The sequence below is a fragment of the Mesobacillus subterraneus genome (assembly GCF_020524355.2).
In the GTDB taxonomy this organism is placed as follows: Bacteria; Bacillota; Bacilli; order Bacillales; family Cytobacillaceae; genus Mesobacillus; species Mesobacillus subterraneus_C.
The window spans coordinates 3485351-3499341 of sequence record NZ_CP129019.1 but is presented as its reverse complement, the minus strand read 5'-3'; the positions used below and the strand labels follow the sequence as shown (position 1 = coordinate 3499341).

Genomic DNA, 13991 nt, shown 5'->3' with positions numbered 1-13991 from the left:
ATAAAGAAGTGAATTGATATGAAACCATTAAAAAAGAGAATCAATCCATTGAATATAACAGTGATTGTATTGGGATTTTTATTTTTTACAGGATGGGGTGTTTCGATGTTTCATGCAGAAAAATCCAATCATCCTACAGAAGATTTTATAAACAGATTGATGACAAATGACAATCATACATTGGCCACATATCTACAGGAAGGTTCAACCGAAGATGTGGATTTGGTAAGTGGTCGAGAAGCGCTTTCGGAAACATTGGGGATTATGATGCAATATGCACTTGAAAAGAATGATCCCTTGTTATTCAAGAAGCAATATTATCTGTTAATCAGGTATTTTATGAACGATAAAGGGTTCATATATTGGAAATTAGATAAGAATGGCATTTCAAATGTATCAACAAATGCAACAGTTGACGACTTAAGGATTATTGATTCATTAATTCAAGCGTACGAAATGTGGGGGACTAAAACTTATTTAAGAACCAGCAGACTTATATCAGGATATATCGAAGCCCACGCAATCAAAGATAATCGAATAGTCGATTATTATGACAATGAATTGGACGCGAAAAGTGACACAGTGACCTTGTCATTTATTGATACAAAAGCATTGCTTTCTATGAGCAAATATAACTTTTTAGATCAAAACATCAATCAGCAAATGATACGTATCCTTGCCAAGGCACCTTCCAAAAACGGGTTTTACGCAAAGTCCTTTAACATTGATGAATATATGTACTTATTTGATGAAGAGGTGAATATGATTGATCAGGTGCTGGTTGCCCTTAACCGCACTAGACTCGGTATGGAGGAACATACGTATATCCATTTTCTTGAAAAAGAATTTGCAAAGCATGGGAAACTGTTTGGGAAGTATAACCGGAAGCTTGCTGAGCCGTCTGTTGTATACGAGTCGCCTGCACTCTATGCGCTCGTCATTTTATTTTTACTGGAGAACGGTGAATCAGAGTTTGCTGTTAAATTGTATGACAGGTTGATCCAATTTAAAGTAGACAATCCCTGGAGCAAGCACTACGGCGGTTATTCCATTCATGATCAAAATACACATATTTTTGATAATCTGCTCCCTATGATAGCTGAAAGGAAGTTAAGAAACCAAGGTTTAATCGACTAAAAAAAGAACATAGAAAAATGTATTGCCAAAATTTTCTTTCAAAGGTACAATATGAAAGTATTCAAATAACCTAAGGAGGCAGTCGAAATGATTGATCGTAATCAAGCATCTAAATCAATTTCATATGTTTTACCTTCGGCCTGCCTATATTGTGTGTAGTAGCGCTTATTTTTGTCATCTTAAATAATAGCTAAACCACGGACTGGGATGTCTGTGGTTTTTTTGTGCCTAAAAATCGAATGTATGTTCTTGGAGAGTGATAGTATGATTACAGTTAAAAACTTAAAAAAGGAATATAAATTGGTGAAGCGGGACCCTGGTCTTAAGGGAGCCATTAAGTCACTTTTTAAACGGAAATATGAGACGAAGCATGCGGTGAAGGGGATTAATTTTACGATTGAACAGGGTGAGACGGTTGGCTATATTGGCGCGAATGGTGCCGGTAAGTCGACGACGATCAAGATGCTGACTGGGATCCTGACACCTACTTCAGGGAAGGTGACGGTAAATGGATTGGTACCATATGAAAATCGCCAGAAAAACGCGGTGAACATTGGAGCGGTCTTTGGACAGCGAACACAGCTGTTCTGGGATATCCCGGTTCGTGAATCTTATAATCTTTTAAAACATATTTACGAGATTCCTGAGCGGGAGTATCAGGAGACGGTCGAGATGTTCACAGAAGTCTTGAACCTTGAGCCGCTTCTCGGTATTCCTGTCAGACAGCTTTCGCTTGGGCAGAAAATGCGCTGTGAGCTGGCGGCGGTCTTCCTTCACAGACCTAAGGTTGTTTACTTGGATGAGCCCACGATCGGTCTTGATATTGCGGTAAAAGTAAAGATTCGTAAGTTTATTAAAGAAATGAATCAGCGCTGGGGCACAACAGTGCTGCTGACTACACATGACATGCAGGATATTGAGGAGATATGCGACAGGATCATCATCATTGATGGCGGTGCAATTCTGTACGATGGAGGACTTGAGCAAATTAAAAAGCAATTCGGGCAAAAGCGCGTGATCCATTTCGAACTGGCAGATAAAGAAAGATTCGTATTGCCAGCTTCACTCAATGGATCCGTAGATATTTTACCGAACGAGGAAGAAACGAAGGTCAGCTTGTCGTTTGACCATGAAGCGGTTAAAAGCTCGTTCGTCATCTCGGAAATGATGGGCATGTATGAAATTGGCGATTTGAATATAGCGGACCCAAAGATTGAGACGATTGTAGAGGAGCTGTACAACAAGCAGGAACAGGGGGGAGAGCATGAGGAAATATTGGCAAATAGCTAAAGGGCGGATGCAGGAGAATACTGCCTATTCAGCGTGGTACTGGGCTGGTACCGTTTCTTCGGTGATACGGTTATTGATTATTTACTTCTTTTGGCAGGCGGTTTATGCGAACCAGACCACCATTCAGAACATCAATCTTGAAACAATGCTGACGTATATTGTCATTGCGATGCTGCTGCAGGGATTTGTCGGCGGTGTCGGCAATGAGCTTGCGGAGAATATCAAGGACGGACAGGTCGCGATAGAGCTAATGCGTCCTTACGATATGATTTTTAAAATGTTTGCGGTGGATATTGGCGGGAAAATTCTGTATTTGATACAGGGAACAATACCAATGGTGTTGATAGCTTACTTTTTTATGGATATAAGCTTCCCAAAATCACCCGAGACCATATTGCTTTTCGTAGTAAGTGCGCTCGTGGGAATCTGGATCGGTACATTCTTCGATTTCCTTGTTGGTGTGCTTGCGTTCTGGACGGTCAATGTCTGGGGAGTGAGGGTATTGAAAGAATCGTTGATTACATTTTTCTCAGGCGCACTCGTGCCTATTACGCTATTTCCTGATTGGCTTAGAACGGTCACCGAATTCCTGCCGTTCCAGGCGATGGTCTATCTGCCGGTTTCGATTTATTCTGGCCTCATCAGCGGGACGGACGCTTATATGGCACTTGGAGTTCAGCTATTCTGGCTGGTGTCATTATATGTTTTGGTAAGAGTAATCTGGTCGCAAGCCATTAAACAGATTACGATTTTCGGAGGTTAGGAGGCGATTGTATGCGTCGTTATACGAGATTATATTGGGAGTTTGCGAAGAGCCATATGAAGGTGATGATGGAATACCGGATTGACTTTTTGATTGGTGTCGCTTCCGTCATGCTTGAGCAATTCGCTTCGATCTTTTTTTGTAAAAGTGGTGTTCGACCACATTGAGCAGATCAATGGCTGGTCGTTTTACGAGATATTGTTTATCTATGGTATCGCGGCTACAGGCCGTTCGATCCATCAGATTTTCTTTGATAATTTATGGACGCTTGGCTGGCAGTATATCCGGCCAGGAAAGCTCGACCGTTTGCTGATTAGGCCGGTCAATCCATTGTTTCATGTCGTGGCGGACCGGCTGCATCAGGATGGGTTCGGCCAACTGATTATTGGTCTGATCATATTAGGAACAGCAATTCCACAGCTTGATTTAGTTTGGGGAGCGGTGGAAATTGCGATGCTGGTCATCATGATCATTTCATCCGGATTAATTTTCGTGGCGATCAACTTATTTTTCGCGACATTCAGTTTCTGGATGATCGACAGTCTTCCGATAGTATGGGCTGTCTTCAACCTGAGCGATTTTGCCAGATATCCGCTGACAATCTATCATAAGGGAATTCGAATGTTCCTGACATGGATCATTCCTTATGGTTTCACGGCATTCTATCCGGCAGCGTATTTTATCGATAAGCCCGGCTACAAGGAATTCGCTCTTTGGACTCCTGTGGCTGCGATTGTCTGCTGTGCTTTAGCTTATGCCTTTTGGAACAGAGGTCTGAAAGCATTCGCAAGTACAGGAAGTTAAGTTAAAAGTAACTAGAAATATAGGGAATTATCAGATAATATGTTCCTATTAGATTGCCTATTAGGACAATGGTCGGGTATGATGGAAATAAATAGGTGGATAGGGGTGTCGAAGATGTTGGAAAATCAATCGGTCAGAGAAGTATGGCAGGAAATCGAAAGAGTCATGAAAGAAAGGCCTGAGCCGATTCAAGGCATGAATACGGTCTATCAATATGAAATCACAGGTGATGACACCGGAACATTCCAGTTGTTGATCACAAATGGCACTGCCAAAGTTGTTGAAGGAACAGAGACAACACCAGATTGCACTTTGAAGCTTTCAGACAAAAACTTCAAGAAAATGATTATGGGTAAACTCAACGGCACTGCCGCATTTATGACAGGAAAGCTTAAAATCCAGGGCAGCATGGGACTCGCACTCAAGCTCGAAGGAATCCTCAACGAATACAATCTAAGCGAAACTGCATAGAGAAATGGATCAGGCATATCATTGCCTGGTCCATTTTGCATTCCATAAAAATTTCCTTTCCAACCATAAAAAATATTTATTGAAAAATTATTGAGCAATGAGACAAAAAGTAACAAGATGTGACACATCCTGATATAATAAGGCTATCAAGTTTAAAAATTAAGGGAGATTCGTATGGATCCACTCAAAAAAAATTCGGTTTTAATATATGAAGAAGTAAAAGCAGTTAAGTTCTTTTTGTGGGCTTTTTATATCATATTATTTGCCTATGATCTGGCCTATTATTTTTTTATACCACAGTATGGTGGTGAGGGAGCTGTAGTTGGTTTCCCTGATGGTAGCATGGGTTTTGTAATGCACTTCCTTCTCCTCTTATTGCTCCCTGTAGCTATATATTTTATAAAAAAAGGCACACCAGAAAAAATTAAGTACATGTATATTTTTAGTTTCATGTTGCTCGATTTTATTAATAATGCCTTGATCTTTTGGGGAAATGATAAGGAATTTACTGGCGGACATATTCTTGAGGTGTATTTTATTTTATTCTCGCCTATCTTTGTAGATAAGCGTTTCTTCATGGTGGCTTCGATTGGGTTATTTCTAAAATATCTTCTCGACGGATTCTTGTTCCACTCAAACAATGTAATTTTCCCGATTGCTCTTATTATTTTTATCTCATCAATAACCTGGGTGTTGTTATCTAGATTTCAATCATATATAACCGCGATAACGGCTATCCATGAAGACTTAAGGCAAAAGGAAAAATTAGCTGTTATTGGTCAAATGGCCACGGCAATTGCCCATGAGATTAGAAACCCTTTATCGTCACTAAAAGGCTTCACACAGCTTCAGCAGGAGAAAGACAAAGAGGATGATCACTATTACCCTATTATGTTAAGTGAAATCGATAGAATCAATTCTATCGTAACGAACCTCTTAATATTAGGTAGGCCTAATACGGCCGAAAAAAACACTAGAAACCTGAGGAACATCATTGAGTATGTTCTCGTCGTTATTGAAACGCATGCCGATAGAATGAATATTAATATCGACATGGATTTAATTGATGCACCTGGTTTACTTTGTGATGAGAATCAACTAAAGCAGGTATTCATTAATTTAATCAAGAATGCGATGGAATCAATGCCAGATGGAGGAACAGTAAAAGTTACATCTGAAAGTGAGGATGGATTTGCGATTGTTTCCATACGCGATGAAGGCTGTGGTATTGATCCAGCTAAATTACAGAAGCTAGGTGAACCATTTTATACAACCAAGGAAAATGGTAATGGCTTAGGTTTGATGGTTACTAAAAAAATTATTGAAGAGCATGGCGGTAGATTAATTATTGAGAGTGAACTTGATAACGGAACTACAGTGACGGTAACGTTACCTATTTATGAGTAAAGCTAAAATATAGAAATAAACCAAAAGGACTATTCTTAGAATAGTCCTTTTGGTTTATAATAGGGAAAGGTGTCGATTATTGGCGAAAATAAATAGATATAAAGACCTGTATTTTATAGATTTACCTTTAATCTATTAAAATTCATCTCTTTTAGGCGATAAGAATGTAAACGAAAGAATCAGAGATTCGCGGGGTATAATTTATGTATAGACAAAAAAATGATCCAACTCTTATTAATGAGGAACAACGAGCAGTTAAATGGTTTCTAGCACTTTTTTATTTTATATATGCTTTTTATGAAATCTTTTATCATACAATCTATAAGAATATCGATTTAACTCTTCCTAGAGAAATTAATATTTGGATGTACATATGTCTTGGTTTATTGTTGCCCATTTCATTTTATTTAATGAAAAGAGATAAATTATATTTAGTAAAATATTTCTTTGTAATTGGATATATCATAATCTCTATAATCAACGAATCATTAATATTTTCACGGGATAGTCTTGAATACCAAAGTGGAAATGCAGTAGAGATATTACTAGTTTTGTTCTCACCTTTTTTTGTAAATACTCGATTTTTCTGGGTTGTAACGACTGGGCTTGTTACTAAATATATATTCTTTGGAGTAATGTTACAATCCATTCAAGCTTTGTTGCCAGTGACTTTGATAATTGTTCTAAGTGGGATAGCTTACATTTTACTTAGAAGGTTCCAAAGTTATGTAAATGCTATCAAAAAATCATACGACTATCAGCTCGAGGGGATTGTCAAAGGTGTAATTGCAACCATTGAACTAAAAGACCCTTATACAAGAGGTCATAGTGAAAGGGTCGCTTATTACGCAAATTCTTTAGCCCGAGAAACGGGAATGTTTACTTACGAAGAATTAAATTCATTTAACTATGCCTGTTTATTGCACGACATTGGAAAGGTAAATATTCCAGATTCTATTCTTATGAAACCAGGTAAACTAAATAAGGAAGAGTTTGAGATTATCAAAACTCATCCTCGAGTTGGGGCAAAAGCAATAGAAAAAGTAAGTGGGCTAGGGAAAAACATAGAAATAGTAAAATATCATCATGAGAGATGGGATGGTAAAGGCTATCCGGATCAATTGAAAGGGAATGAAATTCCGTATATAGCTAGAATTGTATCGATTGCAGATGCTTTTGATGCTATGACTTCATCTAGGTCCTATCGCGCTGCCTTGCCAGTAGAGGAAGCTTATAAACGGATTATTGAGGGAAAGGGAACTCAATTTGATCCCGAACTTGTTGAGCAATTTAAAAAGATTTTTTCGGAGTGGATCATCTTTCATGAAAATTATGAATGGGCAAATACTCCTCCTTCTCAAGAGTTTTCAATAAGAAAGGAGGTGACATCATGAAAATTCGAAAGTTGAAAAAAATCAAAACTACCTGCTGGTGGTGCTTGATCAGACCGTAATTAATATTAGGGAGGGGATGTATGTGGTAAACACTACATCCCTTATTATTACTTAAATTAAGGTGTGGTTTTATGAATATAACACATGAGACTCACGTGTTATTACATTCCCTGAATATTAGCAAAGACACATCTCACTATATTGTTGAGGATGTAGCCAACGCTGAATTTTACGAAATGCCGGAAGCTTGCATTGTTGCAATCGAGTCTATCAACAATGGAATACCGCTAGGAGAAATTGAAAAGTCCTTAATTATTAAGTATCCCAAAGAAGATATTGATCTTGTAGATTTTGTAGACCAACTCTTGAAACTGGGATTGGTAAGTGAGATTGATGGTGAAGTAATTCCTAGGAACCCTGCAACCAAATTGCACTCTGGCTTCACCTGGATTCCACAAATTCTTGGCAGCTTCTTCTTCAACTCCATCAGTTCAAAGTTGTACTTCCTTCTCCTATTAGCAAGCGTAGGTTTGATCCTGATTAAACCAGACTTATTCCCGCGCTATTCGGACCTATTTGTGTTTGACCTGATGTTCCAAAATGTCCTGGCCTTAATTGTAATTAGCTTCTTCCTTGTAATCCTGCACGAATTTGGGCATGTGCTTGCGGTCCGGTCTGAAGGTTTGCCGGCGAAGATAGAAGTAGGGAATCGTCTTTTTTTTTGTCGTGTTGGAGACGGATATGTCACAGGTTTGGAAACTGCCTGCTGAAAAGCGGAATAAGCTATTCCTTGCTGGGATGTATTTTGATATCGTTATTTTGTGCTTGGCTTTGGGATCTCAGATCTTTATGACCGAAAATAGCCTGACAATGGGTGTATTGAAATTGGTCGTACTGAACACATTTATCCGCCTCATCTTTCAGGCTGCGGTGTTCATGAAAACGGATCTATACTATGTCCTAGAAAACAAAACAGGCTGCTACAATCTAATGGAAAACGGTCGAAACTTCCTATCGAAGTGGCTGCCATTTCTAAGAGTGCCTGAAACAGAAACATTCGCGGGAGAAGAGAAAATTGTTCGCAGATATGCAGTTTTTTACCTTGCAGGCATCCTGCTCACATTTGCCATAACCGCTTACTACTACATTCCTCAAATGATGTTCGCTGTGAATGAAATCATGCTGCCGGGATTTTTGGAGCCGATCACGAGCATTCGTCTATGGGATTCGGTTGTTTTTTTGCTGCAAATTGTTTTGGTTTTAGGATTATTGATCTATTCTTGGTCAAAGAAATATCGTTTAAGCAGTTAAAAAGACAGCCGGGTGGCTGTCTTTTCGTTTAGGCTTTAATAGGTTTTAACGTAATCTATTAGGATATCTTTATACTTTTCAATCGATTCCAGCTCGACAAATTCGTCATCTCCATGCCAGTTTCCGCCGCTTGGCCCGAACTCGACTGCTGGGATTCCGTGTGATGCGAAATACTGGGTATCTGCTGCACCGTGCTGGCAGAAGATCACGGCTTCACCAGCAATATGTTTTTCCAACACTGGTTTCAGCTGTGCGATGAATGGATCATCCTGTTTTGTCGCCACAGGAATTCCCTTCAGCCCGACGGTAACCCTGCCATCTGAAATTCCTTCAATTTGCTTCACAATCGAATCGGGGTCTTGTCCAGGTAGATAGCGAATATCAATGGACATGACACAATGATCAGGTACCTTGTTAAAAACTTCACCACCCGAGATGATGGCAAGATTAATTGATGGTGCTTGATAAAACTCTGAACTTTCTTTAGTAAAAGGCAAGTCAAGTAGTTTCTCGTAAACTCGATAGGCTTTAACAATCGCATTGTCACCCTCCCAAGGACGGCTGCCATGGGCGGACTTTCCGCTGACCTCGACCTCGAGCCTCAAAACACCTTTTGCTTGCAGAGCTATCCCGAGCTGTGTTGGTTCAGAGGAGATGACAAAATCTCCACGATATTCATTTTCCACAAGATAGCCAGTACAATTTTTGCCGCCGATCTCTTCGTCGGAAACAATCTGCAGCTGGATTTTCACCCCGAGTTTTTGATGCTGCAATTCTTTCATCGCGGCCATCATCGCAGCAACGCCGGCTTTCATATCAGCCGCACCCCGTGCGTAGATTCGGCCATTCTTTTCAACGGGCACGAACTGCTCCTTTTTACCGCTGACAACATCTACATGGCCGTTGAAAACAATTGTTTTATCTCCTTCACCAATTTCGCAGACCAGCATTTTATATCCATTGTTTTCAATCAAATTTGGCTGTAATTCATGCTCAATAAGCCATTGTTTGCAAAACTCTACCGCCTGATTGGCACCATCCTTCGTGGAGCTGTCAATCAGAATCAATTCCTTCAGTAATTCCTTCATTTTTCAAACACTCCTTGAAAAAGGTTCTACAATACATTACCACGTGGAGTTGAGTTCAATCGTTAATGTAAATAGTACCAATTTACTTAGAGTAAATCCTTAATTATTTTTGATAAATCTTTTATTTATTACTAGTCCATTAGAATCAAATTTAGAAACCCGAAGAAATTTTCCCAATGAAAAACTTTACTAAAATAGTTTAAATTACACTAATATATGAGATGAAAACAGGATGAATGATACAGTTTTATTTGGAGATTTAGTGTTTCATGAGAAAAACAGCTAGTTTTATAGATAAATATTACTATATTTTAAAAATTTACAATATTTAAAAACCTTGCTACAATTCATAACAGATACTTCAGAAAATATGAAAAATCGAAACTTGTAAAATAGCAGGGGGTTATCTTTTTGAAGAAGAAAAGTTCGTTGAAGGTTCTTTCTAGCGTGGCGGCAAGTGCTGTTTTCGCTTCTACTTTATTTGCGGGTTCGTTTGCAGGTTCAACTGCAGCTCCTAAGAGTGTGGAGGCTGCGACAGCTCCTGTTTCTGCACCGATAGACTTGAACATTGTTGACCAGGATCGTCTGGCAAAGGCTTTGCAGGAGAGAGGTCTGATCGCGAAAGGCGCTTCACAGGAAGAAGTCAACAAGGCGGTAACTGAATATATCAAGAAGAAGCAGGGAGAAAAAGCTGGCAAGACGGACAAGCATGCTGCTGAGCATGAAATGGCAAAGAAGTCCAAGGACTTTTTGACCAAGCAAAAGGACAAGCTGACTAAGCAGCTTGAAAAGGGACATGACAATTTTAAAAAGGGCAAGCCGACAGGATACGCGAAAGTAGATTCTGCTAAACAGGCTCCATACAATGGCGAAGTCAGAGAGGATAAGGTTCTTGTTCTCTTAGCGGAATTCGCAGACTTCAAGCACAATAATATAGAGCAAGAAGAAGGCTATATGTATTCAGACGACTTCAGCCGCGAGCATTATGAAAAAATGCTGTTCGGTGACGAAGAGTTCACATTATTCAATGGTGAAAAGGTTCAAACGTTCAAGCAATATTATGAAGAGCAGTCTGGCGGCAGCTATACTGTCGATGGACATGTAACTGACTGGGTAACGGTACCTGGGAACGCAGCAGACTACGGCGATGATAATCCGAATGGCGGTCATGATAACCTGAATCCAAAAGGTCCTCGTGACTTTGTAAAGGACGCTTTGAATGCAGCAGTTGCAGGCGGACTTGATCTTTCTGAATTTGACCAGTTCGATCTATATGACCTAGATGGCGACGGAAACCAGAACGAGCCAGACGGACTAGTTGACCACTTGATGGTCTTGCACGCTGGTGTCGGCCAGGAAGCTGGCGGCGGCAAGCTTGGTGACGATGCAATCTGGTCACATCGTTGGGTATTGAATGGGGTTTATCCTGTAGCCAATACAACTGCAAAAGTAAACTACTGGGGCGGAAAAATGGCTGCTTACGACTACACAATCGAGCCTGAAGATGGAGCGGTTGGCGTATTTGCACACGAATTCGGTCATGACTTAGGGCTTCCTGATGAGTATGACACTCAGTACACTGGACAAGGTGAACCTGTTGCTTCATGGTCAATCATGAGCGGCGGCAGCTGGAATGGTAAGGTTGCTGGAACAGAACCAGTGAGCTTCTCGCCACAGAACAAAGAATACTTCCAAAAAATCATGGGTGGCAACTGGGCGAATATTACGGAAGTGGACTACGCTGATATCGATAAAAAGGGATTGACTTCTTATATTGATCAAAGTGTGACTAAGTCAAAGAATCCAGGTATTGTTAAGGTAAACCTGCCGGCTAAGGAAGTTCAAGGAATTCTTCCTGCATTCGGTAAGAAGTACTACTACAGCACAAAAGGTGATGATCTTCATACATCTCTTGCAACACCAGAGTTTGATTTAACAAATGCTACTAATGCGGTATTCGATTTCAAGACATTATATGATGTTGAATTTGAATACGATTACCTTTATGTAACTGCTGTGACTTCAGATGGTGAAGAAGTTGAACTGGATGTAGTTGGTGATGATGATACTGACGGCGACGCTCGTGCAGAATCAACAAAAGGCGAGTGGGTTGATAAGTCTTATGACTTAAGTCAATTTGCTGGCAAGAAAGTTACTCTACACTTTGACTATGTTACAGATGGCGGACTTGCACTTGATGGTTTCGCGATGGATAACCTTAAGCTGACTGTTGATGGAACGGTAGTGTTCTCTGATGATGCAGAAGGCGAAGCAAAAGTTTCAATGGATGGATTTGTTGCTTCAAATGGTTATGACAAAAAAAGACCACTACTACTACCTTGAGTGGAGAAACTACGCTGGCTCTGACAAAGGCTTGATTGCCGGCCGCGGCGTTAAATACAACACAGGTATGGTTGTTTGGTACGGTGACGACAGCTTCACTGATAACTGGGTAGGTGTTCACCCAGGTGAAGGCTTCATCGGTGTTGTTGACTCTCACCCAGAAGCAATCGTAGGTAACTTGAATGGCAAGGATTCTGTAAAGAGCAGCACACGTTACCAAATCTCTGACGCAGCATTCTCACTTGATAAAGCACCTGAATGGTATGTAGATTCTCCTTCACGCGGAATCTTTGACTACGAAGGACTTCCAGGTGTGACAACGTTTGATGATTCTAAAACGTATATCAACAACTTAATCCCTGATGCAGGCAAAAAGTTGCCTAACTACGGATTGAAGTTCCAGGTCATCGGCGAAGCGAAAGATAACTCTGCTGGAGCAGTTTGGATCCATAAATAAAGTTATTAACACCGGGTGATTTTCGCCCGGTGTTTTTATTTAATTGGTAAAAATCCATGCTTTTTTACAGTTCGGCAATAAAGTAGTGAACAACGCCAATAAAAATAAAAAATCGCCAATATATTAAAATTTTCTCCAATAAATCTGTGAACAACCCCAATAAAAAATAAAAATCGCCAATAAAATGGAGCCAATCAAAAAACAAGATACAATAAAAGGTGCAAAACGCTAATTTTCTAGGGAATACTGGACTTATAATCGTGTTTTAGCTAGTATCAATACTAGAATGTTTAACTTAAGGAGAAAATCATGTCAGAAACTCAACCAATTATCGCGCAACTACAACCGTTCCTGCAGCAGGCCTGGGAAAAGGCCGGATTCGAGACGATGACTTCTGTCCAGACGACGGCGATTCCATTAATAATAGAAGGAAAAGATGTCGTCGGGGAATCACCGACCGGTACTGGTAAAACTTTAGCGTACCTGCTTCCCGTTTTAAATAAAATCGATCCTAAAATGCAGAATACACAGGCAGTCATTCTTGCTTCGTCACAGGAACTTGTCATGCAGATTCTGTCCGAAATCCAGAAGTGGGGAGAAGGCAGCGGGATCAAATCGGCAAGCCTGATCGGCGGTGCCAATCTCAAGCGTCAGCTTGACAAGCTGAAAAAAAGCCCGCATATCATCGTCGGAACACCAGGTCGGACGAATGAATTGATCAAGCAGAAGAAACTGAAAATGCATAAAGTCCAGACTGTCGTCCTTGATGAAGGCGACCAGCTTCTTACCCCGGAACATAATGAAACGGTAAAAAGCATTATTAAATCGACACTTGCAGATCAAAGGCAGCTGCTGCTCTTTTCCGCAACTCTTCCAGAGACTGTTGAAAAATCGATCAAGAGATTAGCGAACGATCCTGAGATCATCAATGTAAAAAAAGACGAAACAATCGACGCTGCAAAAGTAGAGCATATTTACTTTCGCAGTGAGCAGCGTGACAAGATTAAAACCCTGGAGAAGATTGCCCGCTTGAATGGAACGAAGTCACTTGTTTTTATTAAGGACATTCCTAACCTGATCATCGCTGCTGATAAACTGAAGTTCAAGGACATCCATGTCGGCCAGCTGCACAGTGAGCTCAACAAGCAGGATCGTCAGAGGTATTTGAAAAAGTTCCGTGACGGCAACAGCGAAATGCTGCTTGTGACTGAAGTTGCAGCTCGGGGATTGGATATTAAAGGTGTCACTCATGTTGTCCACTATGACTTGCCAAGGGAGCAGGATCAATATATCCACCGCTCCGGACGTACAGGCCGTTTTGGCGCGGAGGGAACCGTCATTTCGATCGTCAACGAACGTGAAGAGCGTGATTTGAAAAGATTCTGCAAGGCACTTAATTTAACGCCAGTGCCGAAAGAATTTTACGGTGGTAAAATTGTTGACCCAGAATAATCATCATGAAAGCTATAGGAACTTTTCCTATAGCTTTTTTACTGCATTTAAAGGTTTTTCTGGATAAAAATCAG

Annotated in this window: 12 protein-coding genes and 1 pseudogene; 12 read left to right on the top strand and 1 reads right to left on the bottom strand. The window is 40.4% G+C overall.

Annotation, left to right across the window (positions count from 1 at the left end; translation table 11 throughout):
• Positions 1-18 precede the first annotated feature (18 nt).
• The 10 genes from LC048_RS18245 to LC048_RS18200 all read left to right on the top strand — a co-directional run bounded on the left by LC048_RS18245 (position 19) and on the right by LC048_RS18200 (position 8577).
• Positions 19-1137 carry a glycosyl hydrolase family 8 gene (locus LC048_RS18245; RefSeq protein ID WP_226602479.1) on the top strand — a complete coding sequence of 373 codons (1119 nt, stop codon included), beginning with the start codon at positions 19-21 and terminating at the stop codon, positions 1135-1137.
• Positions 1138-1401: 264 nt separating this feature from the next.
• Positions 1402-2427 carry an ABC transporter ATP-binding protein gene (locus LC048_RS18240; RefSeq protein ID WP_306048360.1) on the top strand — a complete coding sequence of 342 codons (1026 nt, stop codon included), beginning with the start codon at positions 1402-1404 and terminating at the stop codon, positions 2425-2427.
• Complete coding sequence (locus LC048_RS18235; RefSeq protein ID WP_226602481.1) at positions 2402-3190, top strand: ABC transporter permease; 789 nt, start codon at positions 2402-2404, stop codon at positions 3188-3190. Before LC048_RS18240 ends, LC048_RS18235 begins: the two co-directional genes overlap by 26 nt.
• Positions 3191-3201: 11 nt before the next feature.
• A complete protein-coding gene (locus tag LC048_RS18230; protein WP_306048358.1) occupies positions 3202-3357 on the top strand; it encodes a hypothetical protein in 156 nt (51 codons plus the stop codon).
• Positions 3305-3994, top strand: coding sequence for an ABC transporter permease (locus LC048_RS18225; RefSeq protein ID WP_306048356.1), 690 nt, complete (start codon positions 3305-3307; stop codon positions 3992-3994). The genes LC048_RS18230 and LC048_RS18225 overlap by 53 nt, the downstream gene beginning before the upstream one ends.
• 114 nt (positions 3995-4108) lie before the next feature.
• Positions 4109-4465, top strand: a complete 357-nt coding sequence (locus tag LC048_RS18220; protein WP_226602484.1) for an SCP2 sterol-binding domain-containing protein — start codon at positions 4109-4111, stop codon at positions 4463-4465.
• A gap of 174 nt (positions 4466-4639) precedes the next feature.
• The gene (locus tag LC048_RS18215) at positions 4640-5872 is read left to right on the top strand and encodes an ATP-binding protein (RefSeq protein WP_226602485.1); all 1233 of its coding nucleotides are present in this window, start codon (positions 4640-4642) and stop codon (positions 5870-5872) included.
• A gap of 203 nt (positions 5873-6075) precedes the next feature.
• Positions 6076-7266, top strand: coding sequence for an HD-GYP domain-containing protein (locus tag LC048_RS18210; RefSeq protein WP_226602487.1), 1191 nt, complete (start codon positions 6076-6078; stop codon positions 7264-7266).
• A 131-nt stretch (positions 7267-7397) separates the two neighbouring features.
• A complete protein-coding gene (locus LC048_RS18205) occupies positions 7398-8036 on the top strand; it encodes a hypothetical protein (protein WP_306048353.1) in 639 nt (212 codons plus the stop codon).
• On the top strand, positions 8008-8577 hold the full coding sequence (locus LC048_RS18200; protein WP_306048351.1) for a hypothetical protein: 570 nt from the start codon (positions 8008-8010) through the stop codon (positions 8575-8577). Before LC048_RS18205 ends, LC048_RS18200 begins: the two co-directional genes overlap by 29 nt.
• A gap of 35 nt (positions 8578-8612) precedes the next feature.
• On the opposite strand, the gene LC048_RS18195 is transcribed toward LC048_RS18200, so the two are convergent.
• On the bottom strand, positions 8613-9665 hold the full coding sequence (locus tag LC048_RS18195; protein ID WP_306048350.1) for a M20 family metallopeptidase: 1053 nt from the start codon (positions 9663-9665) through the stop codon (positions 8613-8615).
• Between the two features lie 411 nt (positions 9666-10076).
• On the opposite strand from LC048_RS18195, the pseudogene LC048_RS18190 reads away from it, so the two are divergent.
• Positions 10077-12465 (top strand): annotated as a pseudogene (locus LC048_RS18190) (immune inhibitor A domain-containing protein).
• Between the two features lie 309 nt (positions 12466-12774).
• A complete protein-coding gene (locus tag LC048_RS18185) occupies positions 12775-13917 on the top strand; it encodes a DEAD/DEAH box helicase (protein ID WP_226602499.1) in 1143 nt (380 codons plus the stop codon).
• Positions 13918-13991 lie beyond the last annotated feature (74 nt).

Excerpts from the sequence above, each read along its gene's own strand:
- LC048_RS18210 (WP_226602487.1), top strand. The coding sequence starts at position 6,076 with ATGTATAGACAAAAAAATGATCCAACTCTTATTAATGAGGAACAACGA.
- LC048_RS18200 (WP_306048351.1), top strand. The coding sequence starts at position 8,008 with ATGTCACAGGTTTGGAAACTGCCTGCTGAAAAGCGGAATAAGCTATTC.
- LC048_RS18195 (WP_306048350.1), bottom strand. The coding sequence starts at position 9,665 with ATGAAGGAATTACTGAAGGAATTGATTCTGATTGACAGCTCCACGAAG.
- LC048_RS18215 (WP_226602485.1), top strand. The coding sequence starts at position 4,640 with ATGGATCCACTCAAAAAAAATTCGGTTTTAATATATGAAGAAGTAAAA.
- LC048_RS18205 (WP_306048353.1), top strand. The coding sequence starts at position 7,398 with ATGAATATAACACATGAGACTCACGTGTTATTACATTCCCTGAATATT.
- LC048_RS18240 (WP_306048360.1), top strand. The coding sequence starts at position 1,402 with ATGATTACAGTTAAAAACTTAAAAAAGGAATATAAATTGGTGAAGCGG.
- LC048_RS18220 (WP_226602484.1), top strand. The coding sequence starts at position 4,109 with ATGTTGGAAAATCAATCGGTCAGAGAAGTATGGCAGGAAATCGAAAGA.
- LC048_RS18235 (WP_226602481.1), top strand. The coding sequence starts at position 2,402 with ATGAGGAAATATTGGCAAATAGCTAAAGGGCGGATGCAGGAGAATACT.
- LC048_RS18230 (WP_306048358.1), top strand. The coding sequence starts at position 3,202 with ATGCGTCGTTATACGAGATTATATTGGGAGTTTGCGAAGAGCCATATG.
- LC048_RS18245 (WP_226602479.1), top strand. The coding sequence starts at position 19 with ATGAAACCATTAAAAAAGAGAATCAATCCATTGAATATAACAGTGATT.
- LC048_RS18185 (WP_226602499.1), top strand. The coding sequence starts at position 12,775 with ATGTCAGAAACTCAACCAATTATCGCGCAACTACAACCGTTCCTGCAG.